Here is a 24,706-nt window from a genome sequence, read left to right on the forward strand (position 1 = left end):
GTGCCGCGGGACCGGCTCAGCTGCGCGTCAAGGACACCAGAAACGGGCGGAACCCGTGCGTGCGGTGGAATTCGAGTGCACCGGCGTTCTGCGCGTACGCCTGCACGGTCATTTCGTTCGCGCCGCGCTCCCGTGCCCAGGCCAACGGCCCGGTTTTCCGGGGTATCACGCCTTCAGTGGGAAAGGTGCGCCAGGCTCTCCAACGCCAGCTGCTCCAGGTGCCCGGCCGCCGCCGCGCTGCCGCCGGCCGCGTGGAACGAGGCCGCCACGACCTCGGCCGCGCGGCGGTACGACGGTTCCGTCAGGACTTCCTCGACCGCCGCTGCGATGCGGGGTGCGTCCGCGCGGCCGAACCGCAGGCGGACGCCCGCACCCGCCGCGACCACCTGGGCCGCCACGACCGGCTGGTCGTCGCGGATCGGCGCGACCACCAGCGGCAGGCCGTGCCACAGCGTTTCGCAGACCGTGTTGTGGCCCGCGTGGCACAGCACGGCGTCGACCCGGGACAGCAGCGGCAGCTGCGGGACGCTCGGGCGCACCAGGACGTTCGGCGGGACGTCGCCGAGCACGCCGCCCGGGTCGGCGATCACCGCGCGCACGCTCGTCCCGGCGAACGCCTCCGCCGTCGCCGCCAGGAACCCGGCGCCCGCGGACGTGTTCGCCGTCCCCAGGGAGACCAGCACGGTCGGCCGCAGCGGGTCGAGCCACTCCCACGGGAAGTCCGTTGTGGACTGCCGGGCGCCGAGGGCGGGCCCGACGAGCCGGACCGCCGCGGGCAGGGTGGCCGCGCCGAGCAGTTCGCGGGTGGTGAAGGCGAGGACGCCGTGCGGGGAGAACCGCGGGTCCGCCCCGCCCCGGCCGCCGGCGATCCGCGCGCGGAGCCCGTCGAGCAGTTCGCCGACCCACGCCCCGACCTTCGGCATCCCGGCCAGCGGGTCGACGAGCTCGGCCGACGTCGTCGCCGACGTGACCCACGGCAGGCCGGCGGCTTCGGCGAGCAGGCCCCCGGCGAGGGCCTGCTGGTCGGCGACCACGACGTGCGGCTCGAAGGCGTCGAGCGCCGCGGCCACGCCGGGGGCCATCGCGTCGCCCAGGGGGACGAGGAAGTCCTGCCACAGGAACCGCAGCGCCGCCGGGCCCTTCAGGCCGGCCGGGCGCACGGGCGGGTCCCCCGCGGCGCAGGAGAACACCAGCGCCTCCGGGCCGGCCAGCTGCCACAGCAGTTCGCCGTGGCCCGCCCAGGCGACCTCGTGGCCGCGCGCGATGAGCTCGGCCGCCACGCCGACGGCCGGGTTGACGTGCCCCACCAAGGGCGGGACGACGAAGAGGAACCGCGCCACTACCGCACCCGCGCCTGCGTGCGCGCGGTGTCGCGGACCCAGTCCGCGATCAGCTCGATGACCTCCGCGGTCCGCTCGACCAGCACCGAATGCCCCTGCTCGGGCAGCACGACGCAGCGGCCTTCGAGGTGCGTCTCGAAGTGCGGCACCTGCGCCGCCAGCCCCGAGTCGCCGCCGAAGATCGCAAACACCGGGCAGCGGACCGCCGAGAGGTCCGCTGCGATCGTGGCGCTGCGCGGGATGTCCTCGGCGATCGTGGTGGTCTGCAGGATCTTGTTCGCGGCTCTGGACAGCCGGGCGGTGTGCGCTCCGTGGTGGTCGGCGATCCAGCCGATCACCTCGTCGATCGCCAGCCGGGTCTTGGCGTCGGCGAGCCCGTCGGCCATGTGCCGGGTCCACTCCTCGGTCGGCGGTTCGCCTTCGAGCACCACCACGCTGGCCACCCGGTCGGGCCGGGCGGCGGCCAGCCCGAGCGCCACCGAGGCGCCGAAGGAGTTGCCGACGACGTGGACGGGCCGGGTGACGTCGCAGGCGTCGAGGACCGCGACGAGGTCGTCGACGAACCGCTCCAGCTGATACCCGGACGCCGGGCGGGTCGTCCGGCCGTGCCCGCGCAGGTCGTACATCAGCACGTCGAGGCCGCGCTCGGCGAAGGCCGGGCCGAGCGTGAAGTAGTAGCTGGCCAAACTGTCGGTCAGCAGCCCGTGGACGCACACCACGATCGGCGCGTCGCCGCCCGCGGGCACGTCCGGGGTGAGCCGCTGGACGTGCACGTCCAGCTCGCCCGCACGGATCCGGCTCACGCCGTCGCCCGCAGGGAGGCGACGATGTACCGGACGAGCTCGCCGACGGTCAGCGCGATGATCTCGTCCAGGTCGCGTTCGGCGATGAAGGTGGCGAAGTTGACGCGGTCGCCGTAGTGCTCGCGCAGCTGCCCGGACAGCGCCACCAGGTCGACGCTCTCCAGCTCGAGATCGTCGTGGAACGTCGTCTCCATGGTGATTTCCGCGTCGTCCAGCCCGTACTCCTCGAGCAGCTCGCGCAGCATCCCGCTGAGCTGGGCGAGCACGGTCACCTCGTTCGCGGCCGTGGTCTCGATGCTCATCCGGCAGTCTCCTTCGTCTCTTCGGTCCAGGCGACGACGTAGCGGCGCGGCGGCGCACCGGACGGGTTCTCGACGTCGGCACAGCACACGCGGTACGCGCGGCCCGCGACGCGGACGGTCAGCTCTTCCGGGGTCGCCGCGACGACCTCGAAGTCCCGGGGTTCCCCGCGCAGGCCGGTGCCGCGCAGCTTCGCGACGGCCTCCTTCGCCGTCCAGAACCGGGCGAACCACTGCTCCGGGTCGCCCGGCAGGCTCGCGAACAGCGCCAGCTCGCCCGGGCCGAGCGCGGCCTCCACAGTGGACTCCGCGCGCGGGGCCACCTCTTCGATGTCGATGCCGCACGGCCCGAACCGGGAGATCGACACCCCGGCTTCGGCGCGGTGCGCCACGGAAATCGTCACCGGGGGCAGTTCCCGGCCGTAGGCGCCGGTCGCGAACGGCCGGCCGCTCTCGTCGTTGCCGATCCGCAGTTCGGCGGGGAACATCTCGGGTTCGCCGCGGGCCCAGAGGAACTGGCGGACCGCGTCCTTGGCCGCGATCCGGCCGAGCAGCCACTGGCGCCGCCCGCGCGGCGGACGGCGGTCGTAGGCGTCGCGTTCGGGGCCGGCGAGGTAGTTGCGCATGATCAGCTCGCGGGTGGCCAGGTCGGGCCACTGCTCGCGCACCAGGGCCCAGCCGCCCGGCTGCTCGTGCGACAGCGTCGACCGCTCCGGCGTCCGGTCGGCCTGCCGGATGTGCGCCGTGCTGTCGAACCGCCGGTCGCGCCAGCCGGTGAATTCGGCCCAGACCCGGCCGTCGTGAACGAGCTGCATGTCCGCGTCGAGGAACTCGTCGGTCAGCCCGGTGATCCGGACCAGGCACTCCAGTCGCTCGCCCGGCGCCGGGTGCGGGCCGTGGAACCGGATTTCGCGCATGGCGACCGGGAAGACGGTGGTCCGTTCGGGCAGCCGGGACATGATCCAGTAGCCGAGCACCTGGCCGACGTTGTCGAGCAGCGCGCCGGGCGCGGCCGGGGTGGTCAGCACGGCCCGCACGTGCCGGTCGCCGACGGCGGTCAGTTCGGTGACGCCCTGGAAGCGCGGGCCGTGGAACATCCAGCGCTCGTCGTACAGCTGGGCCGCCGTGGTCTCGGGCACGTGCTCGGCCGACACCGGGAACCGCCACGGCGCCGGTGCGGCGGCCGGGTACTGCGGGGCGAGCTCGACGACGGCCTGGGAGTAGCCGGTGATGGCCGCGTGCACCCGGTCCGGGCCCTGGGGCCGGACGCGCACCGGCACGGTGACCGCCGGGACCGCGGTGATCCACTGGCTGAGCCGCACGTCGTGCACGGCGACCGCCTGCCGTCCGGGGGCGGCCTGCTCGGCGAACCGCATGAGGTGGTCGATCACCGTGGTCGCCGGGACGACCGGCCAGCGATCGCCAGGGTCGGCTCGGGGTGGCTGCTTGAAGAAGCAGTGGTCGAGCAGGTACGGCATCGTTGCGAGTGACACGGTGAGGGTGGTGTCGAGCGCCCGCGGTGCCGGGAGCCGGCGCGCCGGGCCGGCGAGCACGGTCGACGCCAGCTCGGCCGTGTCGGCCAGCAGGGCAGCGAACTCCGCGGCGAGCGGGCCCTTCGCGGCCAGATCGTCCACAGTAGACGACCGGGCGGCCGGCAGCGCGATCCGCGCGCGGACCCGGTCGTCCAGGGAGATCAGGCGGCCGCCGAGATCGAGCTTGACCGCCTTGGGCGCGGCCGGGCGTTCGCCGGGCAGGCGCGAGAAGTCGACGTCCAGACCGTCGGCCCACAGCGCGGTCGCGACCCGCCGCAGCTGCGCGAGCCCGGGTCGGTGCGCCGAGTGCGCGGCCACGACCAGGTGTTCCTCGCCGTGCAGGGTGTCGCCGACCAGCGAGCCGAGCTGCCCGGCGCCCACCTGGACGAACGCGCGGAACCCGGCGCCGTGCAGGGCCCGCACGAGCGGGCGGAACCGGACCGGCTGCAGCAGGTGGCGCACGAACAGCTCGCGGACCTCGGCCTCGCCCGCCGGGTATTCCGACACCGTGGTCGCCGACCAGAGCGGCAGAGCGGGCGGGTGCAGCGTGAAGCGCTCGGCCGCCGCCCGGATCGGGTCCAGGTACGGCCGCAGCATCGGGGTGTGGAAGCCGGAGCGGAACGGCAGCACCTGCGCCACGATCCCGTCGTCGCGGAACCGCCGCACGAGCGCGCCGACGGCCGCTTCCGGCCCGCAGATCATCGCCTGGTTCGGGGAGTTGTCGTGGGAGAGCACGACATCCGCCCGCCCGGCCAGCTCGTCGGTCACCCGCGGCGCGGGCGCGCCGATCGCGGCGAAGGCGAGGCCGGGGACGACGAGCGCGTCCGGGTCGAAGCCGGCGAGGAAGGTGTCGACCTCTTCTTCGGCGTAGACGCCGGCGACGGCCATCGCCGTCCATTCGCCCAGGCTGTGCCCGGCGACGGCGTCCGGCGTGACGCCGAGCCGGCCGAGGGCGCCGTGCAGCAGCCGGCCCAGCTCGAACACCGCCGCCCCCTGCCGCCCGACGTCACCGACCTCGACGTCCGCGTGTTTCCAGGGCAGGCCGAAGTGGCGGGCGACGTCGCCGCAGTTCAGCGTGAGTTCCGATTCCAGGCCGGGGAAGAGGAAGGCGATCTTGCCGCCGCCGGGACCGAGCAGGGGGCGGTCGGCGAACCAGACGTCGTTGCGGCCGCGCCAGGCCCGGCCGCGCGTCAGGACTCTCCGGGCCAGGGCCAGCCGTTTCTCCGTCGGGTCGACGATGCCGAGCCGGACCGGACCTTCGCCGGGTTCCCGGGTACCGGGCCGGTCGAACGCCTCGCGCAGCGCGTCGAGGGTCGGGGCGGCGAGCCGCAGCACGCGTTCGGGCTCGCGCACCACGACCGGCTTCGCGCGACCCGGGGCCTGTTCGAGGACGACGTGGGCGTTGATCCCGCCGAAGCCGAACGCGTTGACCCCGGCGCGGCGCACCGGCGCGTCCCAGGGCGCGGCGGCGGCCAGCGTGGAAAAGCGGGTCCTGGCCAGTTCCGGGTGCGGGTCGTCGCAGTGCAGCGTGGGCAGCAGGACGCCGTGGTGCACGGCCAGGGCCGCCTTGACCAGCCCGGCGATCCCGGCCGCGGGCATCGTGTGGCCGATCATCGACTTGACCGAGCCCAGAACGGCAGCGCCCGCGCTTCCGAAGACCTCTCTCAGCGTGGTGAGTTCCGCGGCGTCGCCGGCCGGGGTCGCGGTGCCGTGCGCCTCCAGCAGGCCGATGGAGTCCGGGGCGGCCGGATCGAGGCCGGCCGCGGCCCACGCCTGGCGGACGGCCCGGACCTGGCCGCCGGAGTCGGGGCTGGCCAGGCTCGCGGTCCGGCCGTCGGAGGCGACCCCGGTCCCGGTGATCACGGCGTAGACGCGGTCGCCGTCGCGCTGGGCGTCTTCGAGGCGCTTGAGGACGACGACACCGGTGCCTTCGCCGATCAGCACCCCGTCGGCGTCGCGGTGGAACGGCCGGATCCGCTCCGACGGCGACAGCGCGCCGAGCTGGGTGAACACGCTCCAGAAGGTGATGTCGTGGCAGTGGTGCACCCCGCCGGCGAGGACGACGTCGCACCGGCCGGTGGCCAGCTCCCGCACGGCGTGGTCGACGGCGATCAGCGAGGACGCGCACGCGGCGTCCACCGTGTAGGCCGGGCCGCGCAGGTCGAGGCGGTTGGCCAGCCGGGACGCGGCCAGGTTCGGCACCAGCCCGATCGCGGATTCGGGTGCCTCTGGGCCGAGCTGGTCGGTGAAGGCCTGGCGGACGGCGTCGAGCCGGTCGGCGTCCAGGTCGGGCAGGAGCTCGCCGAGGGTGCGGACGAGCTGGCTCGCGGTGCGGACCCGCTGGTCGAGCCGGACCAGCCCCGGCGTCAGGTACCCGCCGCGGCCGAGCACGACCCCGACCTTGGCGCGGTCGGCGGGCAGCCGGTCCGGGCCACCGGCGTCGGCGACGGCCTGCGCCGCGACGCGCAGGGCGATCAGCTGGTCGGGCTCGGTGGCGGGCACGGAGTTCGGCATGATCCCGAAGCCGGTGACGTCCACTTCGGCCAGTTCGTCGACGAACCCGCCGCGCCGGCAGTAGACCCGGTCGGCCCGGCGCTGCTCGTCCGGCGCGTAGTGCGCGTGGTCCCACTTGCCGGGCGGCACCTCGGTGATCGCGTCGACGCCGCCCGCGAGGTTGCGCCAGTAGCTCGCCAGGTCGGGGGCGCCGGGGAGCAGGACCGACATCCCGACGATGGCCACGCGCACGCCGGTCACCAGCCCGAGGCGGTGTGGACGACGGCGCCGGTGTCCGGACGGCCCCAGGCCAGCTCGCGCAGCAGCCCGAGGGTGCCCTCCTCCGGGTCGATCAGCGCGATGCCGCGGCGGGCGTAGTCGCGCATGAGTGCGGGCGTCACCATGCCGTCGTGCTCACCGGTCGGGGCCCACGGTCCCCAGTGGACGGTCACCGCCCGCCCGGCCGGCCACTGGCGGCCGAGCGCCTCGAGGGCGTCGTTCGCGGCGGCGTAGTCGGACTGGCCGCGGTTGCCGAGGGCAGCGGCGATGCTGCCGAACAGGACGACGAAAGCGGGCTCTTCGGGCAGGTCGGCGGTCGCTTCGAGGAGGGTGCGGGCGCCGTCGGCCTTGGTGCTGTAGACGCGCTCGAACGACTCGGGCGTCTTCTCGGCGACGAGCTTGTCCTCGATGACGCCGGCCGCGTAGACGATGCCGTCGAGCCGGCCGTGCTCGGCGTGGATCTCCTTGACCGCGCGGTGCACGGCTTCGGCGTCGAGCATGTCGACCGACTGGTAGCGCGCCGGGCTGCCGAGGGCTTCGAGCTTGGCCAGGGTCTGCCGGACCTCGCGTTCGCCCTGGATCCGGCGGACGGCCCGTTCGATCTCGGCGGGGCTCTTCAGGCCGGTGCCGATGAGCGCGGCGCGGAGGTCTTGGGCCGTCGTGGCCTGCGGGTGTTCGTCGTGGTGGGCGGGCACGGGGGTCCGGCCGAGGAGTTCGATCCGGCACCCGGCGGCCGCGGCGAGGGTGGTGGCGAACCGGGCGGTGATGCCCTTGGCGCCCCCGACGAGCAGGACGACCGAGTCCCGCGTCAGGCCGATGGCGGCGGCTTCGGCGGCGCCGTCGCCGGCCGGGCCCGCGCCGTGGGTGGCGAGCGGGCCGAGGTCCTGTTCGGTCATCCGGAAGCCCTTGCGAGCGTTGTCTTCCCGGACGACGACCGGTTCACGGTCTGCTGTGGACAGTTCCTGGACCAGTGCGGTGGCTTGGTTGCCGGGTGTTTCGTCCGGGGACAGCTCGACCACGCGGGTGAGAGTGCCGGGGTATTCGCGGGCGAGGCTGCGGTGGAAGCCGCGCAGGCCTTCGCCCGGCCCGGCGGTGAGCAGCCAGGCCGGGTTCGTCGCGAGGGCGGCCTGGTACTGCGGGAAGGCGGCGGGCAGCGCGGTGCCGGGGAGGAAGAGGACCCCGTCGAACCCGGCGCGGACCTCGTCGGCGACCTCGGCGGTCGCGCCGAGCCCGGTGAGGTGGGTCCGGACGGCTTCGGCGAGCGGCCCCCGCCCGAGGAGCAGGAATTTCCGCCCGGTGACGTCGGGCGTCTCGGCGGGTGGCAGGGCGGCTTCGGCCATGACCAGGCGTTTCGGTGCCACGATGAGCGGCGCGGGTTCGCCCGGCTCCCAGCGTCCCGAGGTGGCGTCCGATGCCGCTGGGGGACGTTCGCCGTCGATGAGGTCGGCGATCGCCGCGGCAGTGCGGGCCTTGGCCAGTTCCTCGACGTCGCCACCCAGGTCGAGCCCCAGGCGCGTCGCCAGTTCCCCGGCGATTTCGGCGCGTTTGATGGAGTCCACGCTCAGGTCGGCTTCCAGATCGAGGTCCGGCTCGATCATCTCCACCGGGTAGCCCGTCCGCTCCCCGATCACCGCCACCACGGTCGCCAGCACCGGCACCGCAGCCGCCGGGGCCGGCGCGGGGCCGATCAGCGACGCGATCGCCGCCGCCGTGCGGGCCTTCGCGAACTCCTCCACGTCACCGCCGGCCAGCCGCAGCCGGGACGCCAGCTCGCCCGCGATCTCCGCCCGCTTGATCGAATCCACGCTCAGGTCGGCTTCCAGATCGAGGTCCGGCTCGATCATCTCCACCGGGTAGCCCGTCCGCTCCCCGATCACCTCGACGACGGTCTGCAGCACCGAGGCGGGCTTCGGCACCGCGACCGGCACCACCACCGCGGGCTGCTCGACGACCGGGACCGGGGTAGGCAACGGAGCGTCCGAGCCGAGGAAGCCCAACAGGACGTCGCGCTGGGCGGCGATCATCTCGCGGCTCGTGCGCAGGAAGTCCGCGACCATCGCCTCCGACGTCGCCGCCGCCGGGGCCGCAGCCGCCACCCCGAACGAGACCCGCTCCGCCGGGCGGAGGGCGCCCGCCGGGATCGTGCCGTCCGCCGTGCGGAGGAGGTGGCCGTCGACCGTCCACCCGGGACGCTTCGGCCGCGGCACCACGAACGCGTCCACGGCGTCACGCCCGCGGAACAACCAGCCCGTCTCGAGCGGCACCCCGGACACCGCGAGCTGCGCCAGCGCGCCGAGGAAGCCCGGCAGGCCACGACGGCCCGGCTGCTCGAACCCGACCGTCCGGTGCGGCCGGTCGCCGAGGATGGCGGCGACCTGCCTGGCCAGCACGGCCCCGGGCCCGGCCTCGACGAACACCCGCGCCCCGGCCGCGTACATCGCCTCGACCTGCTCCACGAACCGGACCGGTGAGCCCAGCTGCGCGGCCAGCTCGCCGCGGATCGCGTCCGGCGCCTCCGGGTAGGGCCCGGCCGTCCGGTTGCCGTACACCGCAACCGCGGGCCGCACGACGCCGATCGCCTCCAGGGCCCGGCCGAACGTCTCCCCCGCCGGCGCCACCAGCGAGCTGTGGAACGCGCACGCCACCTGGATCCGCTTGGCGCCCAGCCCGGCGGCCCGCAGCTGCCCGACCGCCGCTTCGACGTCGGCCGTCGGCCCGGAAATCACCGTCTGCTCGGGCGAGTTGTGGTTCGCCAGGACGACCGGCGATTCCCCGAGGACCGCGAGGACTTCGGCGGCGGACGCCGACACCGCGGCCATCGCGCCCGGGTCGTCGGCGGGAACCGCGTCGAGGATCGCCGCCGCCCGGACGTGGCTCGCGTGCACCAGTCCTTCCGGCGTGAAGGCGCCCGCCGCGGCCAGAGCCGTCAGCTCGCCGTAGCTGTGCCCGCCGAGCATCGCGGGCCGCACGCCGGCGCGGGTCAGCAGCCGGAACGCGGCCAGCCCGGCCATCCCGAGCGCGGGCTGGGCGACGCGCGTGTCGGTGACCCGCTCGACGCAGTCCCGCCGCGCCGGCTCCCCGAACACCGCCGGCCCGAAGACGACCTCGGCCGTGGCCAGGTCGAGCCGCAGGTACCGCTGCAGCTCGGGGAAGGTGACGAACAGCTCGGCGAACATGCCCGGCCGCTGGCTGCCCTGCCCGGGGAACAGCACCGCGACTTCGCCCGCCACGGTGTCGTCCGCGCGGAACACCCCGGGGGCGTCGTGCCCGTCCAGTGCCTGCCGCAGCAGTCCGGCCAGTTCGTCCACAGTGGACGCCACGACGGCGAGGCGGGCGGGACGTCCCTGCGCCCGCTGGGCCGCCGCCAGGGCGAGGTCCCGCAACCGCCACGGAGAAGGGACTTCCGAAGCCAGGTCGAGCAGATCCCGCGCCGCCGGCTCCGTCGCGAAGGTGAACAGCTCGGCCGGCCACTCGTCGGCGGCCTGCGCGGGCGGGACGCCGTCGTGGGCAGCGAGCACGACGTGGAAGTTGGTGCCGCCGAAGCCGAACGCGCTGACCCCGGCCAGCCGCTCCGCCGGTGGCGCGGTCCACGGCTGCGCGGCCGACTGGAAGACGAACGGGCTCGTCGCCGGGTCCCAGGCCGGGTTCGGCGCCGTGAGGTGCAGCGTCGGCGGTTTCACGCCGGTGTGCACGGAGAGGGCGGCCTTGATCAGCCCGGCCAGGCCCGCGGCGCACTTGGTGTGCCCGATCTGGGACTTCACCGAGCCGATCGTGCACGCGCCCGGAGCGGCGCCGGCCTCGGTGAACACCTGGGTCAGCGTGCCCAGCTCGGTCCGGTCGCCGACGACGGTGCCGGTCCCGTGCGCCTCGACCAGCCCGACGCGCGCGGGCGAGACACCGGCGTTGCGGTAGGCGCGGGTCAGCGCGGTGTGCTGCCCCTCGGGCCGCGGCGCCGTCAACCCCAGCGCGCGGCCGTCCGAAGCCGCGCCGACGCCCTTGATCACGGCGTACACGCGGTCGCCGTCGCGTTCGGCGTCGGCGAGGCGCTTCAGGGCGAGGCAGGCGACGCCTTCGCCGAGCGCGATGCCGTCGGCCGCGCTGTCGAACGTCGCCGACCGCCCGGTCGGCGAGAGCGCGTGCGCCGAGGCGAAGAGGAGGTAGTCGTTGATGCCGTTGTGCAGGTCCGCGCCGCCGCACAGGACGAGGTCGCTGGTGCCGGCGGTCAGTTCCTTGCAGGCGACGTCGACCGCGGTCAGCGAGGACGCGCACGCGGCGTCGACGGTGTAGTTGGCGCCGCCCAGGTCGAGCCGGTTGGCGATGCGCCCGGCGATGACGTTGGCGAGCACGCCCGGGAAGGAGTCCTCGGTGATCTTCGGCAGCCGTTCGTCCAGTTCGGACGGGAGTTCGCCGAGGTAGGACGGCAGCACGGACCGCAGGGTCATCGCGTTCGACAGGTCGCTGCCCGCTTCGGCACCGAACACGACCGACGTCCGGGCCCGGTCGAACGCGCGGTCGGCGTAGCCCGCGTCGGCCAGCGCGCGATGCGCAGCCTCCAAAGCGAGCAGCTGCACCGGTTCGATGCTGGCCAGCGACGACGGCGGAATGCCGTACTTCAGCGGGTCGAAGCCGATCTCGGGCAGGAACCCGCCCCAGCGCGACGGCGTCCGCTCCCCCTGGCCCTCGGGGTCGTAGTACAGGGAGGTGTCCCAGCGCTGCGGGGGCACCTCGGTGACCGCGTCGGTGCCGGCCAGCACGTTCGCCCAGAACGCGGCCAGGTCCGGGGCCTGCGGGAACATGCACGCCATGCCGACGATCGCGATGTCCAGCGGCGCCGGCGCGCTCGGTTCGGCCTCGGTGACGCCGAATTGGGCTGCCCGTGCCCGGAGGAACGCGTTGGCGCCTTCGCCGACCGAGTGGTGCAGGTCGGCGATCGTGGTGACGGCCGAGCGCAGCACGGCGACTTCGCCGGCCATGAACATGCCTTCGGCGTGCTGACGATCTTCGCCGACGTCCCGCAGCTCGGCGCCGACGCGCTCGATGCCCTTGCTCGCCAGGCGGAGCCGCCCGACGTTCAGCGTTTCCAGCTTTTCCCAGGCGTCGCGGCTCGGGACGCCGCGCTCGGCGAGGTCCGCCTTGATCGCCGCGTACTCCTCGGTGAACGGGCTGCGCACGCAGCGGGTGGCGTGGCCCGGCGCGGTCTCGAGGAGGTCGGTGTGCTCGGCTTCGAGGAGGCTGCGCTGGAACAACGGGAGCACGGCACCCGCGTCGACGGCCTCGCGCGTGAAGAGGTAGGCGGTGCCCATCAGCACGCCGATCGCCGCGCCGCGCGCGGCCACCGGGGCGGCGAGGGCGGCCACCATCGCCGCCGAGCGTTCGTCGTGGATGCCGCCGGCGAACAGCAGCTGCAGGTCCGCGGCCGCGTCCGGGCCGGCCGCGAGGAAGTCGGCGAGCACGCCGAGCTGGGCCTCCCACAACGGGAAGCTGGTGCGCGGGCCGACGTGACCGCCGCACTCGGAGCCTTCGAAGACGAACTTGCGGGCGCCCGCTTCGAGGAACTGCTTCAGCAGGCCCGGCGAGGGCACGTGCAGGAAAGTGGCGATGCCGGCCTCTTCCAGCGCCACGGCCTGCGCGGGCCGGCCGCCGGCGATGATCGCGTGCGTCGGCCGGAGTTCGCGGATCACCGCCAGCTGCGCGGCCTTGACGTCGTCGGCGGCGAACCCGAGGACGCCGACGCCCCAGGGGGCGCCGCCCACCGCCGCGCGGGTCCGTTCCAGCACGTCGCGGGTCTGCTCCGGGCCGGACAGGGCCAGCGCGATGAACGGCAGCGCGCCGCCCGCGGCGACCTCGGCCGCGAAGGCGGGCTGGTCGCTGACCCGGGTCATCGGCCCCTGGGCGACCGGGAGGGCCGTGCCGAGCGCGTGGCTGCCCGCGCTGCCGGGGCCCAGCACCGCGTCCGGCAGGCGGAGGGCCTCGCCGACGGCGTCGGCCAGGCCGCGCACCGCCGCGGTCACCGTGCCCCAGCGGTCGCGGAACCGGGTGGCGAGGAAGACGTCCTGGCCAGCTTCCAGGGGTGCGATGCCGCGGCGGGCCAGCACGCGGACGCCGTCGGTGACGGTCGTTTCCGAGCCGTCGAGCCCGGTGACGGCGGTGGTCAGGGCCGACGGCAGTTCGGCTTCCGGGAGCAGGGCGAGCTGGGTGTCGACGACGACGCCGGCCGCGCCACCGGCGATGGCGGCCGCGGCGGTGTGCGGCCCGATGCCGCCCGCGGCCCACACCGGGACGTCCAGGGTGCCGTCGGCGAGCAACGCCTGCAGCAGCACGAAGGTGCTCAGTTCCCCGACCCGGCCGCCGCTTTCGTGGCCGCGGGCGATCAGGCCGTGGACGCCGGCGGCGACGGCCCGGCCGGCCGCGGCGCGGGAGGTGACCTCGGCCAGCACTCGCCGTCCCGGGAAGTCCCGCGGGGTGCCCTCGGCGTCTTCGGTCAGCAGCACGGTGGTCACGGCGTCGGGCAGGTCCGCCGGGCCGGCCAGCCGGACCCCGAACGCCGGGACGCCCCATTCGCCGAGCAGCGCGAGCTCATCCGCGGCCGCGGTGCCTCCGGCCGTGAGGTCGAGCACGCCGAGCCCGCCCCCGCGTGCGGCGGCGGCGACCCCGCGCGCCGACGGCCATCGCAGCGGCGACACGGCGACGACCAGCCCGGCCGGCACGGAGTCGTCTTTCGAGAGACGCATGGGAACTCCCGCTACGCACGAAAGGGTGAAGGGTAACGGGGAGTACTTAAGCGGGTTCCTTCCGCGCCGTCAACAACCCACCGCGATTTCATCGCCGGGGTTCAGAAAATTCGGGAGCGACCAGGTCGGCGGCGCAAGAATTTAACGTCGCCGTCACGTTCCCGCCCCGGCACAGGCCACGACCATTGCCCGGTCCGGCCGGGAGTGGACCGGTTCGGGACGTGGTCCACCCGCCACGCACCGCCGGACGGCGCAAGCCATCCCGCCTGGTGGACCTGCGTGCACTGGCCGATCCGGACCACGCCGTCCGTCGGGTCCGACGTTTCCCGGGGACCCCCGGCGCTTATCCCGCCGGTAAAGCAGAGGGCCCGAGACGGTCGCTTCGCCGATCCGAACAAGCCGCAGCCGAATGCCTGCCGCCGACGATTTACCCGGAATTCTCACAGGCCGCGGAAGAATCGGCGCAGGAATTGACGACACACCTCCCCGCAACGCGGTGAGTCCACAGTGGATTCGCCGCCCTCCGGGATTTTCGGTGCTCACGAGACCACGAACGGGGACGTCGGAGGCCACATCCATCCCAGCCGGGGCGACCGCCGGTATTCGGGCGACCACCGGCGGTGCGCCGGGCAGGCGCGCGTGATCGAGATTTCCCGCCGCCGCGTTACAGGCTTTTCCTGAGAAGAAGCTGAAGACATTTCGCGTACTCCGGAGTAGTACTAGACAGTACGTCTAAACTTGGACTGTTCGTCCAGACCTGGAGGTGGCGGTGGAGTACTGGTACACCGACGAGCGATCGGGGACGCGCTACCCCGGCGACCCGTTGCGCTGGCGCGGCGACGACGGTGCCCCGCTGACCGTGGCACCCCGGCCCGGCCTGCGCCCGGAGGACGTCGACACCGGCGTGCGCTCGCTCTGGCGCTACCGGGCCGCGCTGCCCGGCGACCTGCGCCCGGTGTCGCTCGGGGAAGGCTGCACCCCGCTCGTCCCCCGGGACTGGGCCGGTGCCGACGTCCGGTTCAAGCTCGAGTGGTTCAGCCCGACCGGCAGCTTCAAGGACCGCGGCTCCAGCGTCATGGTCTCCGCGCTGGCCGGCGCCGGGGTCCGGGCGCTCCTGGAGGACAGCTCCGGCAACGGCGGCTCGTCGGTGGCGGCCTACAGCGCCGCCGCCGGGATCGCGGCGACCGTGCTGGCCCCGGAGGGGACGTCACCGGCGAAGGTGCTCCAGGCTCGCGCGTACGGCGCGGTCGTCGAGCTGGTGCCGGGCACCCGCGACGACACCGCCGCCGAAGCCGTCCGCCGGTCGGGCCGCACGACCTACGCGAGCCACAACTGGCACCCGTTCTTCCTGCAGGGCACCAAGACCCTGGCCTACGAGCTGTGGGAAGACCTCGGCTTCCGCGCCCCGGACGCCGTCGTCACCGTGGCCGGCGCGGGCAGCATCGTGCTGGGCTGCGACCTCGGGTTCGGGGAGCTCCTCGAAGCCGGGTCGATCACGCGGCGCCCGCGGCTGCTGGTCGCGCAGCCGCGCAATTGCTCTCCCCTCGACGCGGCCTTCCACGACCGCCAGCCGCCGGAGTTCGCCCCGACCGTCGCCGAAGGCACGGCGATCCGCCGTCCGGTGCGGCTGCCGGAGGTCCTCGCGGCGATCCGGCGCTCGGGCGGGGACACCGCGGCGATCGGCGAGGACGCCATCGCGGCGGCCGCCCGGCGCCTGGCGGCCGTCGGCCTGTACGCGGAACCGACCAGCGCCACGGCCGCGGCGGCGATCGACGTCTTCCGCGCGCGGGGCGCCATCCGGGACGGCGAAACCACGGTCGTCGTGCTCACCGGCTCCGGCCTCAAGGCGGCCGACAAGCTGCGGGAGCTGATCGGATGACCGAGGACGAGCTGCTGCTGCGCGAGGCGGAGAAGATCGCCCACGCCGTCGGCCGGATGTTCCCGGGCCTGTGCGAGGTGGTGCTGCACGACCTGCGCGACCCGGCTCACGCGGTGCGCGCGATCGAAGGCGGCCTCTCCGGCCGCGCGGCCGGCGACCCGGCGACCGAGCTGGGCCTGGCCCGGATCGCCGACCCCGGGTTCCCGGACGTGCTGCAGAACTACCCGAACCGCTTCCCGGACGGCCGGCCCGCGAAGAGCACGTCGATCGGCCTCCGCAACTCGGACGGCGAGTACGTCGCGGCGCTGTGCCTCAACCTCGACGTCTCGCTGCTCGGCTCGGCGGCCCACGCCCTGACCCGGCTGGCCGCCACCGACGGACCGGCCCCGGTCACCGAGTCCCTGCGGGCCCGGACGAGCGAGGAGCTGCGCGCCCTGGTCGAGGACTACGCGACCGAGCGCGGCCACACGCCGCGCAGTCTCCCGGCGGCCGCCAAGAAGGACCTGGTGCGGTCACTGAAGGAGCGAGGGTTCCTGGAGCTGAAGAACGCGGTGCCGTCGCTGACCGACCTGTTGGGGATCTCGCGCGCCAGCGTCTACAACTACTTGCGCTGACGTCAGAAAATCGACCAGCCGGTCAGCGTCGTGAAGCGGTCGAGGGCGGCGACGCCGGCGACGGAGTTGCCGCGCGTGTCCAGGCCCGGGCTCCAGACGCAGACCGCGCAGCGGCCCGGCACGATCGCGACGATGCCGCCGCCCACGCCGCTCTTGCCCGGCAGGCCGACGCGGTAGGCGAATTCGCCCGCCGCGTCGTACGTGCCGCAGGTCAGCATCACCGCGTTGATCCGCTTCGCCGCGCTGAGCCCGAGCAGGCGGGAGCCGTCGTTGCGGAGGCCGTGGCGGGCCAGGAACAACGCCGAGCGGGCGACGTCCGCGCAGCTCATCGCGATCGAGCACTGGCGGACGTACTGGTCCAGCACCGACGGCACCGGGTGGCGCATGTTGCCGTAGGAGGCCATGAAGTAGGCGAGCGCACGGTTGCGGTCGGCGTGCCCCGCCTCCGAGGCCGCCACTTCGGGGTCCACGGCGATCCCGGGACGACCGCTCTCCTGCCGGAGGAAAGCCAGCAACGCGTCCGCCGCGTCACCGTGGCGGGCGAGTTCGTCGGTCACCACCAGCGCGCCCGCGTTGATGAACGGATTGCGCGGAATGCCGTCCTCGTGTTCCAGCTGCATCAGCGAATTGAACGGGTCGCCGGACGGTTCCCGGCCGACGCGCGCCCACACGCCATCGCCGTGCGAAAGCGTCAGCGCGAGGGTGAACACTTTGGACATGCTCTGCACGGAGAACGGGTGCTCCCAGTCGCCGACGCCGTGCACCGCACCGTCCACTTCGGCCACCGCCATGCCGAACCGCCCCGGCTCCACCCTGGCCAGCGCGGGGATGTAGGCCGCGACGGCGCCGCGGCCGACGTCGGTCGCGACGTCGTCGGCTATCCGGTCCAGCAGCGCCGCGAGATCCACGGGCCCGAGCGTAGAAGGCGCTCCGGAACCGGCCGCGGGCACCCCGGGTGGAACCGGGTCCGCGATCCGCGGACCGATCTCCGCGTGATGTCCGGCACACCTTAAGTCTTCCTTAGCCTGCTTGGTGACCTGCCGCACACGGCTCTAGCGTCCGGTAACCATGGATTCCTCGCTGCTCACCGAAAAAGGTGAAAGCTACTCGAAAGCACTGGGCAACCGCCAAGTGCAGATGATCGCCATCGGCGGCGCGATCGGCGTCGGGCTCTTCCTCGGCGCCGGTGGCAAGCTCCACCAGGTCGGCCCGTCGCTGGTCTTCTCCTACGCGATCTGCGGGATCGCCGCGTACTTCGTGATGCGCGCGCTCGGCGAACTCGTCCTGCACGAGCCCAGCTCCGGCAGTTTCGTCACCTACGCGCGCAAGTTCATCGGGCCGTGGGCCGGCTTCGCCTCCGGCTGGATGTACTGGGTGAACTGGGCGATGACCGGGATCGCCGAGATCACCGCGGTCGCGATCTACGTGCACAAGTGGCTGCCGGGCGTGCCGCAGTGGATCACCGCGCTGATCGCGCTGGGCGTTCTGCTCATGGTGAACCTGCTGTCGGTCAAGGTGTTCGGCGAGCTGGAGTTCTGGTTCTCGGTGGTCAAGGTGCTGGCCATCGTCGTCTTCCTGGTCGTCGGCGCGGGCCTGGTGGTGACGAGCGCGGACATCGGCGGCACCCCGGCCGGCGCGCACAACCTGACCGGCCACAGTGGACTCTTCCCGGCCGGCATCGGCATCGCGCTGATGACGCTGCAGGCGGTCATCTTCGCCTACTCGGCGATCGAGGTCGTCGGCATCGCGGCCGGCGAGACGAAGGACGCCCGCAAGGTCCTGCCGAAGGCGATCAACGGCGTGGTCTGGCGGATCGGCGTGTTCTACGTCGGCTCGGTGCTGCTGCTGGCGATGCTGCTGCCGTGGCCGTTCTACAGCGGCGACGAGAGCCCGTTCGTGACGGTGTTCAGCCGCCTCGGCATCCCGGGCATCGGCGACGTGATGAACGCGGTGGTCCTGACCGCGGCCCTGTCCAGCGTCAACTCGGGCCTGTATTCGACGGGCCGGATCCTGCGCTCGCTGGCCGAGAAGGGCGAGGCGCCGTCGTTCGTCAGCCGGATGAGCCGCCGCCAGGTGCCCTACGGCGGAATCCTGTTCACGTCGGTCGCGTACGTGCTGGGCGTGGTGCTGAACTACCTGGTCCCGAAGGAGGCGTTCGACATCGCCATCGCGATCGCGTCCCTGGGTGTGATCAGCACCTGGGCGACGTTGATCTTCTGCCAGTTGCGCCTGCGCCAGGCCGCCCTGCGCGGCGAGCTGGAGCGCCCGGCGTACCGGATGCCGTGGGCCCCGTACAGCGGCTGGGCGACGCTGGGGTTCCTGGCCCTGGTGGTCGCCTTGATGGGCTTCTCGGACGGCGCCGAGAAGATCGCGTTTTACTCGATCCCGGTGCTCGCGGTGGTCTTGGCGGTGGGCTGGCGGTTCGTCAAGCGCCGCGAACGGACCCCGGCCGAGTGACGGACGGCCGGCACGCGTGTCGACGTCCCAGACACGCGTGCCGGCCCTTCCGAACGCGAACGCGGTGGCCGCAACTGGGCGGTCAGCCCACCGATCCGGACCTGCCGGCCGAGGCCACCCCGCGCTCGATCGCTCCCGCGAGAGCACGGAGCTGCCCCGCTCCGGCCGATGCGTCGCCGAGGACGTAGGTGGCGAATTTCGGGTCGTCGGCCACATCCACCAGCCGCAGCGCTCCGATCTGTGCCTGCAGCAGTGCGTCGATGGCCACCACCACCTCGTCGACGCTGGGAGCCAGGTCGGTCCGACGACCATCCCGGGAGATGTCGCGCGCCGAAATCGCTTCTCCGGATTCGCTCGCCTCTTCCGCCAGCTTGGCCAGCAGGAACGAAGCCACATCCAGCTCCCTCTGGCGATCGGCGATCAAGTCCTCCAAGTCCGAGAGCCCGTTCGGAACCTGGAACATCCGGCCCACCTCGCACGGCCGAAGTCCCAGCTCGACGGACACCTCGGCAAGGGTTCCCAGCCGCTCGGCATCCAGCAGGGCCCAGCTCTTCTGCGCCGCCATGTGCTTGATCGTGTCCCCGTTGAAGCCCGGGCCGACGATCGCGACCAGGCTCGCACGGTGCCGGTTCTTGTGCGTCTCGATCGCCACGTCGCTGACATCGGTGTGCGTGACACTGCCGCTCGCCCTGGATTTCGCCTCGATGATCGCCGTGGACGGCGCGCCGTCCTCGTCGCGCCATCGGACGAGCACGTCGGTGTCGCCGGCGCCGCTCACCGCGCGGGCCTCGAATCCCAGCGCGAGGAAGGTGTCCCGGACCGCCTTCTCGAAGGCCCGGCCCGAACCCTCACCCCCGGCGTGCGGTTCGCGGGACAACCTGACCAAGGTTTCCCGCAGATTCGGCGACGTCCCCTCTTCGACGACCCGGCTGACTGCGACTTCCCCACCGGGTGCACCCTGCGTTGTCGGTACCTCCGCGAGAGGCAGCTCGGCAGCCAGGGCCGACCCGCGCGGCGTGGCCCGGAGACTGCCGTACCGAGATTCCTCGACGAGCCCGGTATTGAGCAGAAAGCCGGCGATCCATCTGCTCTTGTCGACGTTCAGTCCGAACAGTGCGGCTTCGGCGTACACCGCATTGCGTGTGGCGTCGTTTTCGACCGCACGGATCATCTCGCCGACGAACCGCATGTTCGCGTGGAGGATGCGGATGAAGTTCAGGTCGTCGCCGGAATCGATCCATGCCTTCGCCGCAGGCGTGGCCTCGAACACCCCACGACCGACCTCGACGAGAATTCCCGACGCGCGCATGAACGGCAACATCGATGCCACACTGCTGCGCTTCAGCTCGAACGTCTGGCAGATGAACGTGAAGAGCTCATCGCGCTCGATCCTTTCGAACGCAGCGTTGATGATGATCCTGAGGTTCTCGACCTTGTTGGGCTTCGACGGCGGACTCGGCACCCAGATGTTGTAGGTGCTCCGGGACTCGTGCGGGCGGTTCGATGCGGCGAGGTCGGCGAGCAGGGCAGCAACCTCCGCGGGAGGATCCGCGACCTCCACGACGCGTTCGGGTTCGTCGCCGAAGGCTTCCGGCGTGACAATCGTTCGTCCCTCGAGCAGAGTGCGCCCGGCCGGAGTCAGCTGCCAGCGCCGGTTGCCGCCGGCTTCGATCAAGCCGAGAACCTCTTGCCAGTCCATCCGGCTGCGCGTGTTCCCCCTGCTGCGCCAGGACTGCCCGTAACGCGCCTGGAGCAGGTCATCGACCTCGTCCACGGTCAGCGCCCCCTCCGCGATGATGGCCAGCACCTCGGCGAAGAACCTCGTGCGATCGGCCAGGATCACCGAAAGACGTTCCGGCGTCGGATTCGACTGCAGTTCCAATCCGGTGGCGGTGAGATGGATTTTGCCCGCCGTGCTCTCCGCCAGCCGAAGGCCTCGCAAAAAGGAGTAGTACTCGCGCCAGGTGGCCGGCGTCAGTTTCGGTGCGGCACCACCTTGACGGGGCTCGATCCGACCGATGTCGAACGACAACTCCGCGTTCGTGTCGAGCTCCACCACGCGCCCGTCGCCCACTTGTTTGACGAGCTCGAGGGCAAGCGGAAGCCAAACCGCCTTGCCACCGGGAAGGGTGGGTATCGAGCTGGCCTGACCACGATAAAGGGCTCTCTGCACCGCGAGTTGCGGAACCGCGGTGTGCGAATCGACGGACGTCATGAAAGTACTTTAGAGGTCACCGGATTCTGCCGGACGACAGCGGACTTGCCGGGGACGAAGGCGCCCAACACGGGGGTCGGCCCGTCCTTCACCGCCGGGCGGGAGCGGGCATACTCGATCCCGTGTCCTCGAGCAGCACGGAACCGCGGCGGGTGACGATTCACGACGTCGCCCGCTCGGCCGGGGTCTCCCGGCAGACCGTCTCGCGCGCGCTGAACGACAAGGCCGAGATCGACGGCAGCACCAAGCAGCGGGTCCTCGACGCCGCCCGGGAGCTCGGGTACCGGCCCAGCCGGTTCGCGCGGGGGCTGGTGCGGCCGGACACCACCACCATCGGCCTCGTCGTGCCGGATCTGCTCAACCCCTTCTTCACCGAGGTCGCGAAGGGCGCCCTGGAGGCCGCGCGGGCGCGCGGCTGGCACGTCGTCGTGCACGACACCGGCGACGACCCCGACCAGGAACTCGCCACGCTGCGGGTGATCGGCACCCAGGTCGACGCCGTCACCGGTTACTTCGGCCGGGCCGACGAGGACCTCGACCGGCTCACCGCCGGGATCCCGGTCGTCCTCATCGACCGCGAGCCGCGGACGCCGCGGTTCAGCGGGGTCGTGGTCGACGGCGAGGACGGCGTCCGGGAGGCCGTCGCCCACCTCGTCTCGCGCGGGCACCGGCGGATCGGCATGCTCGACGGGCACCCCGCCCCGAGCGTCCGCCGCCGGTGGTTCCTGCGGGCCGCCGCCGGGTGCGGGGTCTCGGTGCAGCCCGGCGGGATCGCCGCCGGTGCCCAGAGTGTCGACGGCGGCGGCGCGGCGCTGGCCACCCTGCTCGCCGCCCACCCCGACGTCACCGCCCTGTTCGCCTTCAACGACGTGATGGCCATCGGCGCCCTGCGCGAGGCCCGCCGGTTCGGGCTGCGCGTGCCCGCCGACCTCGCCGTGATCGGGTTCGACGGCCTCACCCTCGGCACCCTGGTCGAGCCGGAGCTCTCGAGCGTCGCGATCGATACGCGCGCGGTCGGCGCGCTGGCCGTCGAGCAGGCGGCCCGCCTGGTCACCGGCGCGGCGCCCCTCGACCCCGCCGAACTGATCGTCCGCGCCCGCCTCCACCTGCGCGAATCCGCCTGATCCCTTGACACCCGGTGCCGTCGCGCCGCACACTGCGGGGCGGTCCGTGAACGTTCACGGGAACGTTCTCGGGCGCCTGCCGAGTGCGGAAAGGACCCTATGTCGTACCTCGAAGACCCCGGCCCGGGCCGCGGTTCCCTTCCGCCGCGCGCGGCTTTCACCTCCGACGCGCCATCGTTGTCATTGAACGGCACCTGGCGGTTCCGGCTGTCGCCGAGCCTCGCGGCCGCGCCGGCGGGGATCGAAAACGGGGACTTCGACGACTCGGCGTGGGACGAGCTGCCGGTCCCGTCGCTGTGGCAGCTGCACGGCCACGGGCGCCCGGCCTACACGAACGTGCCCTACCCCTTCCCGGTCGACCCGCCGCACGTGCCGTCGGACAACCCGACCGGCGACCACCGGCTGCGGTTCGACCTGCCCGCGGACTGGCCGGCCGGGTCCGCGGTGCTGCGCTTCGACGGCATCGACTCCTGCGGCCGGATCTGGCTCAACGGCACCGAACTCGGCGTCACGCAGGGCAGCAGGCTCCCCTCGGAGTTCGAGGTCGGGTCGCTGCTGCGGCCGTCCGGGAACGTCCTCGTCGTGCGCGTGCACCAGTGGTCGGCGGGCAGCTACCTCGAAGACCAGGACATGTGGTGGCTCTCGGGCATCTTCCGCGCCGTCACCCTGCTCGCCCGCCCGGCCGGCGGCATCGGCGACTACTGGGTCCGCGCGGACTACGACCACACCACCGGCCTGGGCACGATCCGGGTCGAGACCGGCCCGGACGTCCTGCTGGACCTGCCCGAGCTGGGCGTCGCCGGGCACCCGGCCGGGGATGCGCTGGAGCTGCCGGTCGAGCCGTGGAGCGCCGAGACCCCGCGGCTGTACGAAGGCGCGCTGACCACCGCGGCCGAGCGGGTGCCGGTGCGCATCGGGTTCCGGACCGTCACCGTCGAGGGCGGGCAGCTCAAGGTCAACGGCCGGCCGCTGATGCTGCGCGGGGTCAACCGCCACGAGCACGACCCGCGCACCGGGCGCGTGGTCTCGCCGGAGACGGCGCTGGCCGACGTGCTGCTGATGAAGCGGCACAACGTCAACGCGGTCCGGACCAGCCACTACCCGCCCGACCCGGCGTTCCTCGAGCTGTGCGACGCGTTCGGCCTCTGGGTGATCGACGAGTGCGACCTGGAGACCCACGGCTTCGAGCTGCTCGGCTGGGCCGGCAACCCCAGCGGCGAGCCGAGGTGGGCCGAGGCGTACCTCGACCGGATGCGGCGCACGGTCGAGCGGGACAAGAACCGGCCCAGCGTGATCCTCTGGTCGCTGGGCAACGAAAGCCACACCGGCGAGAACCTCGCGCGGATGGCCGAGTGGGTCCGCCGGCGCGACCCGAGCCGGCCGATCCACTACGAAGGCGACCACGACTGCGCCTACGTCGACGTGCACAGCCGGATGTACGCCACGCACGAGGAAGTCGAGCGGATCGGCCGCCGGGACGACGACAACGCGCGCCGCCGGGACCTGCCGTTCCTGCAGTGCGAGTACGGGCACGCGATGGGCAACGGCCCGGGCGGCCTCCTGGAGTACCGCGAGCTGTTCGAGCGGTACCCGAACTGCCAGGGCGGGTTCCTCTGGGAGTGGATCGACCACGGGCTCGCCGCCGACAGGCACTTCGCCTACGGCGGGGACTTCGGCGAGCCGATCCACGACGGCAACTTCGTCATCGACGGCCTGCTCTTCCCCGACCGGACGCCGTCGCCCGGTCTGGTCGAGTTCGCGAAGGTGATCGAACCGGTGCGGATCTCGGCCGGCGATGACGGCATCGCGGTGAGCAACCACTACGACTTCGCCGACACCGGGCACCTCACGTTCACCTGGGTGCTGGAGGACGAGGGAATCGCGGTCGCCGAAGGTGTTCTCGACGTTCCGTCCGTCCGATCAGGACAGAGCACAGTGGTCCCGTTGCCCGCTCTGCCCGCGACGGGCGGTGAGGCGTGGTTGACGGTGTCCGCGTCGCTGGCCTCGGCGACGGCGTGGGCGCCGGCCGGGCACGTCGTCGGCTGGGGGCAGTTGCCGGTGTCGGCGGCCCCGGTCGCGGCGCCGCTGCCCGCGCGCGGGCCGGTGTTCCGTACCGGCGGGCGGCTGGTGCTGGGTGCGGGCGAGTTCGACCCGGCGACGGGCATCCTGTCGGCCCTCGGTGGGCACGCGGTGGCCGGCCCGCGCCTGGACGTCTGGCGCGCGACGACCGACAACGACCGCGGCACGTTCGCCGGGCGGCCCGCCGCCGACCAGTGGCGCGAGGCCGGGCTGCACCGCATGCAGCACCGGGTGATCACGGTCGACGCCGACGGCGAGGAACTGGTGGTACGCACCCGGGTCGCGCCGCCGGCCCAGCCGTTCGGGCTGTTCGCCGACTACACGTGGACGGCGTTCGACGACCGCCTCCGGCTGCGGGTCGAGGTGACCCCGGACGGGGAGTTCCCCGGCACACTCCCCCGGCTCGGCCTGGCGATGGCCATCCCGGGCGAGTGGGGCACGGCGGAGTGGTTCGGCGGCGGCCCGGGCGAGGCGTACCCGGACAGCCGCCTGGCGGCGCGGATCGGCCGGTTTTCCAGCAGCGTCGACGGTTTGCAGACGCCGTACGTGTACCCGCAGGAGAACGGCAACCGCACGGCGGTCCGCTGGGCTCGGCTGACCACCCCGGACGGCGCGGGCCTCCGCGTGGACGGCGACCCGCTCTTCGAGTTCACGGCCCGCCGCTGGACCGCGGCGGCGCTGGAGGAGGCGCGCCACACCGACGACCTGGTGCCGGACGACGTGGTGCACCTGACGCTGGACGTCGCCCAGCACGGCCTCGGGACGGCGTCGTGCGGGCCGGGGGTGCTGCCGCAGTACCGGCTGTCGCCGCAGAAGACGGAGTTCACGCTGTGGTTCCGGGCGGTGCCGGGCCGGTAGGGC

Annotated in this window: 12 protein-coding genes; 5 read left to right on the forward strand and 7 right to left on the reverse strand. The window is 73.2% G+C overall.

The features are described 5' to 3' along the window. Nucleotides 1–173 precede the first annotated feature (173 nt). From ACWEF6_RS09540 to ACWEF6_RS09560, 5 genes are read right to left on the reverse strand one after another with little or no spacing between them, the layout of a single operon-like run. A complete protein-coding gene (locus tag ACWEF6_RS09540; protein ID WP_449682486.1) occupies nt 174–1,340 on the reverse strand; it encodes a glycosyltransferase in 1,167 nt (388 codons plus the stop codon). After that, on the reverse strand, nt 1,340–2,143 hold the full coding sequence (locus tag ACWEF6_RS09545; protein ID WP_449682487.1) for an alpha/beta fold hydrolase: 804 nt from the start codon (nt 2,141–2,143) through the stop codon (nt 1,340–1,342). Before ACWEF6_RS09545 ends, ACWEF6_RS09540 begins: the two co-directional genes overlap by 1 nt. Next, on the reverse strand, nt 2,140–2,445 hold the full coding sequence (locus tag ACWEF6_RS09550; RefSeq protein ID WP_449682488.1) for an acyl carrier protein: 306 nt from the start codon (nt 2,443–2,445) through the stop codon (nt 2,140–2,142). Before ACWEF6_RS09550 ends, ACWEF6_RS09545 begins: the two co-directional genes overlap by 4 nt. Continuing rightward, complete coding sequence (locus ACWEF6_RS09555; protein WP_449682489.1) at nt 2,442–6,728, reverse strand: beta-ketoacyl synthase N-terminal-like domain-containing protein; 4,287 nt, start codon at nt 6,726–6,728, stop codon at nt 2,442–2,444. The genes ACWEF6_RS09550 and ACWEF6_RS09555 overlap by 4 nt, the downstream gene beginning before the upstream one ends. After that, on the reverse strand, nt 6,725–13,477 hold the full coding sequence (locus ACWEF6_RS09560; protein ID WP_449682490.1) for an SDR family NAD(P)-dependent oxidoreductase: 6,753 nt from the start codon (nt 13,475–13,477) through the stop codon (nt 6,725–6,727). The genes ACWEF6_RS09555 and ACWEF6_RS09560 overlap by 4 nt, the downstream gene beginning before the upstream one ends. 769 nt (nt 13,478–14,246) lie before the next feature. On the opposite strand from ACWEF6_RS09560, the gene ACWEF6_RS09565 reads away from it, so the two are divergent. Together ACWEF6_RS09565 and ACWEF6_RS09570 are read left to right on the forward strand one after the other, a co-directional pair. After that, nucleotides 14,247–15,356: a threonine synthase gene (locus ACWEF6_RS09565; RefSeq protein ID WP_449682491.1), complete on the forward strand. Its 1,110-nt coding sequence runs from the start codon at nt 14,247–14,249 to the stop codon at nt 15,354–15,356. Continuing rightward, nucleotides 15,353–15,970: a helix-turn-helix transcriptional regulator gene (locus ACWEF6_RS09570; protein ID WP_449682492.1), complete on the forward strand. Its 618-nt coding sequence runs from the start codon at nt 15,353–15,355 to the stop codon at nt 15,968–15,970. Before ACWEF6_RS09565 ends, ACWEF6_RS09570 begins: the two co-directional genes overlap by 4 nt. Nucleotides 15,971–15,972: 2 nt before the next feature. Here the strand turns inward: ACWEF6_RS09570 and ACWEF6_RS09575 are convergent, their stop codons facing one another. Continuing rightward, a complete protein-coding gene (locus ACWEF6_RS09575) occupies nt 15,973–16,878 on the reverse strand; it encodes a glutaminase (RefSeq protein ID WP_449682493.1) in 906 nt (301 codons plus the stop codon). 160 nt (nt 16,879–17,038) lie between these two features. Here ACWEF6_RS09575 and ACWEF6_RS09580 point away from each other — a divergent pair, with 160 nt between their 5' ends. Continuing rightward, nucleotides 17,039–18,427, forward strand: a complete 1,389-nt coding sequence (locus ACWEF6_RS09580) for an amino acid permease (protein WP_449682494.1) — start codon at nt 17,039–17,041, stop codon at nt 18,425–18,427. Nucleotides 18,428–18,509: 82 nt separating this feature from the next. On the opposite strand, the gene ACWEF6_RS09585 is transcribed toward ACWEF6_RS09580, so the two are convergent. Beyond that, on the reverse strand, nt 18,510–20,642 hold the full coding sequence (locus tag ACWEF6_RS09585) for a restriction endonuclease (protein WP_449682495.1): 2,133 nt from the start codon (nt 20,640–20,642) through the stop codon (nt 18,510–18,512). A 122-nt stretch (nt 20,643–20,764) separates the two neighbouring features. Here ACWEF6_RS09585 and ACWEF6_RS09590 point away from each other — a divergent pair, with 122 nt between their 5' ends. Both ACWEF6_RS09590 and ACWEF6_RS09595 read left to right on the forward strand, forming a co-directional pair. Further along, nucleotides 20,765–21,766, forward strand: a complete 1,002-nt coding sequence (locus ACWEF6_RS09590; RefSeq protein ID WP_449682496.1) for a LacI family DNA-binding transcriptional regulator — start codon at nt 20,765–20,767, stop codon at nt 21,764–21,766. 99 nt (nt 21,767–21,865) lie between these two features. Further along, the gene (locus ACWEF6_RS09595; protein ID WP_449682497.1) at nt 21,866–24,703 is read left to right on the forward strand and encodes a glycoside hydrolase family 2 TIM barrel-domain containing protein; all 2,838 of its coding nucleotides are present in this window, start codon (nt 21,866–21,868) and stop codon (nt 24,701–24,703) included. The last annotated feature ends 3 nt before the right edge of the window (nt 24,704–24,706 follow it).

This window comes from Amycolatopsis sp. NPDC004772, assembly GCF_053601215.1.